Genomic DNA, 3,452 nt, shown 5'->3' on the forward strand with positions numbered 1-3,452 from the left:
GCCCCAGCGGGTACGGCCCCAGCGGGTACGGCCGCGACGGATACGGCCAGGAGAGATACCCCTCCGACGCCTATCCGCCCGACGCCTACTCCCCGGGTGGCTACGGCGCGAACAGCTACCCGGCCGACCCCTACCGGGACCCTCGCGGCGAGCCCCCCGACGAACCGTACAGAGCCGATCTGTGGGGCTACGATCGGGAGCGGGCCGACCCGTACAGGTCCCCCGCGGCCGGTCCGGGTGACGTCGACGATCCCTTCGGCCTCGATCGCGCGACCGCCGCATCCCGCGCCCCGACGGGAGCGCCGCCCGACTACCATCGGCCCCATCCGAACCAGACAGGGTTCGGGCGGCCGGCACGGGACGCCCGGGATCCGGTCGAGGGCTATGCCGCATGCCCGAACTGCCACAGCCCGAACGAGGTGGGCGCCCGCTTCTGCGAGGTGTGCGGCTTCGACCTCGTCCTGATGGAACCTCCCGCTCCCGTACCCGTGGAGCGTCCCGCTCCCAGCGAGCCGCTGCCCGTCCAGACCGGCTGGGACGTGGTTGTCGAAGCCGAGCGGGAGTACTACGACAGCGGAGACGATCATCGTGTCCCGTTCCCGACAATCTACCCCCGGCGGGTGTTCGCGCTCAGCGGCCCCCGGCTGCTGATCGGGCGGCGCAGCGAATCCCGCGGGATCCATCCGGAGATCGACCTGGCCGGCGCCCCGGAAGACCCGGGCATCTCACGCGCACATGCCATGCTGGAGCTCCTCCCGGACGGCAGTTACGCGGTGCTCGACCCGGGATCGACGAACGGTACCCGGATCAACGACGAGCCGGACCCGATCCCACCGGGCCAGCCGGTACCGCTGCGCCACGGCGACCGGGTGTATCTCGGGGCCTGGACCCGAGTCACGATCCGTTCCCGGTAAGGGCCAAAGGCAGCGCGATCATGCTTTTCGTGCTGCCGGAGGCCTAAGTTCCCAGATCGTGAGGTGCCAAAGGCAGCGCGATCATGCTTTTCGCGCTGCCTGAAGCTCCTTTTGATGATCAATTTTTCTGTATCGGCCGGCTCCTACGCCAAGTGCCAGCGCTGCCCCTCGGGGGTGTCCTCGACGACGAGGCCACCGGCAGCAAGCCGGGAGCGGATCTCGTCCGCCTCGGCGTAGTCCCGCCGGGCACGCGCGGCCGACCGCAGATCAAGGACGATCTCCATGACGCCGTTCAGTGCCGGACGCAGTTCGGAGCCGGCCGCCGGCCACTGGCTGATCGGATCAAGCCCGAGGACCACCAGCATCCTGAGCACGACGTCGACCCAACCGGCAAGCTCCCGGCGCTGCGTCTTGGACAGGACGTGGTTGCCGCGGCTGACCGCGCTGAAGAGGACCGCCAGCGCGCGGGAGATCGCAAGGTCGTCGTCCAGAGCAGCCGCGAAGGCGGCCCACGCCTGCGCCGGACTGCTCACCGCGGCCGGCTCGGCCGGGAAAACGTGCGCAACCGCGCCAGCGGCACCGGGATCCGCAGGCCCGCGATCCGAGGCCCCGACCTTCGCATCCCCGCGAGCGCCCGTACGCCCGTCACCCTTTGCCCGGCCCTGGTCGACAGGATCCCGCCGCACGTTCGCGGCGCATTCGGCGGCCAGCGCCGCGGCCTCGTCCGGCCCGCCCAGGATGTCGAGTGCGTTACGGACGAATGTCTCGATCCGGTCATGGGCCGCAGCCGACTCGACCAGCCCTTCCGGGCCGTACTCCAGTGACGATCGATAGTGCGCGGACAGCAGGTGGTAACGCAACACCTGGGGCCTGACCTGCTCGAGCGCGTCGCTGACCAGAAACGAGTTACCCAGCGACTTCGACATCTTGGTGCCGCCGGTGGTCAGCAGACCAACATGCATCCAGTAACGGGCCATCTGCGGCGCGTCCCCGCCGGACCTCCCACGGGAGTGGGCCGCGCTGGCCGACTGCGCACGCTCGTTCTCGTGGTGCGGGAAGACGAGGTCAAGGCCACCGCCGTGGATGTCGAAAACCTCACCGAGATACTTGCCGGCCATCGCCGAGCACTCGACGTGCCAGCCCGGCCGGCCGCGCCCCCATGGTGACTCCCAGAACGGCTCGCCGGGCTTGGCGCCCTTCCAGAGCGCGAAGTCACGGGGATCGGCCTTGCCGGGCTCGCACTCCTGAGACGCCTGGACCGCGTCCGGACGCTGATGGGACAGTTCGCCGTAGCCGGCGAAGCGTCCGACCCGGAACCACACCGACCCGGCGCTGGGGTAGGCGTATCCGGTGTCGACGAGCCTGGCGATGAGCGCCAGCATCTCCGGGATATGCCCGGTGGCCCGTGGCTGGATCGTGGGCGGCAGGACGCCGACCGACCGGTAGGCGTCGTCGAAGGCCCGGGTCTGGCGGGTGGCCAGCTCCCACACGTTCTCGCCGGCCCGGCCCGCGTTGATTATGATCTTGTCATCGATGTCGGTGACGTTCTGCACGAAGGTCACCCCGAGCCCGGACGCGGTGAGCCAGCGGCGGAGCAGGTCAAAGGCGACGGCGGTACGGATGTGTCCTACGTGCGGCGGGGACTGGACGGTGGGCCCACAGACGTACACGCCCACATGACCGGGGTGCAGCGGCTCGAACGGCCGCATGCGCCGGGTGCGCGTGTCGTAGATGTGGAGTCCCATCTGTCAAGAGTACGGCGCGGCCCCGCGAGGGATCCTCCGCCACCCGTGTCGGACTCGGCTCCGTTCCATGAACAACCCGCAACATGCGTGAAATCCGGCTCCGCTCGAACAGGAACCCGGATGCATGCGGCGTGGACGTGGTATAGGAACGGGGGCATACACGGTATGACGTACGGCGCGTCGTCGAGGAGCTTAGCGCCCACGCCGGGATACGCCCGACCGTGGCCGTCAACCGGTGGTAAACACCCGCTCAGCGGTGACACGGATGACAATCCGCACCGCTTCGGGTGCGTCCCACCGATAGGTTTCGTCGCCGGTGTACTTCACCGCGAGAGCGTCGATCAGCTCACGACCACCCTCTTCCGACAGGCCGGCCCGGCCGCGGACCTCGACATATCCGTAGGGATCCCGCTGGTCGAGGAACATGATTCCCACCCGCGGATCCCGCGCGATATCCCGTTCCTTGGCACGACCCCGGATCGTGGACAACAGCAGGTCATCGCCATCACGCGCAATCCACAACACGGTCATTCGCGGAGCTCCGTCAGGCCGGATCGTCGCAAGCGTCACGTAGGTCGGCGCGTCCGCGAGATTCTTGACCTTCTCGGGTAGATATAACGACATCAGGCTCCTCCGCCGGTCCTGTCGTTTTCCCACCCTAGTCATCCATAACGGTGACCGGTCGGTTGTCATGCCAATCAGGCATGACCCCCGCTCTCCCGGGTCTCGGACACCCGGCTGTCCCGGCTGGGTCGTATCCGGCTGGGTCGTATCCGGCTGGGTCGTATCCGGC

3 protein-coding genes are annotated in these 3,452 nt (G+C 68.6%); 1 reads left to right on the forward strand and 2 read right to left on the reverse strand.

The genetic code is table 11. From position 1 onward, the window contains the following. The coding region (locus DD1DGNOD_RS24945; RefSeq protein WP_241255968.1) for an FHA domain-containing protein at positions 1-914 on the forward strand (914 nt) is incomplete at its 5' end. Positions 915-1,057: 143 nt separating this feature from the next. Here DD1DGNOD_RS24945 and cysS read toward each other — a convergent pair. Together cysS and DD1DGNOD_RS24955 are read right to left on the reverse strand one after the other, a co-directional pair. After that, entirely contained in the window at positions 1,058-2,659 is a 1,602-nt protein-coding gene (cysS, locus tag DD1DGNOD_RS24950; protein WP_131768794.1) for a cysteine--tRNA ligase, read from the reverse strand. Positions 2,660-2,887: 228 nt separating this feature from the next. Then, on the reverse strand, positions 2,888-3,283 hold the full coding sequence (locus DD1DGNOD_RS24955; RefSeq protein WP_131768795.1) for a PPOX class F420-dependent oxidoreductase: 396 nt from the start codon (positions 3,281-3,283) through the stop codon (positions 2,888-2,890). Positions 3,284-3,452 lie beyond the last annotated feature (169 nt).

This window comes from Candidatus Protofrankia californiensis (assembly GCF_900634765.1).
GTDB classification, from domain to species: Bacteria; Actinomycetota; Actinomycetes; order Frankiales; family Frankiaceae; genus Protofrankia; species Protofrankia californiensis.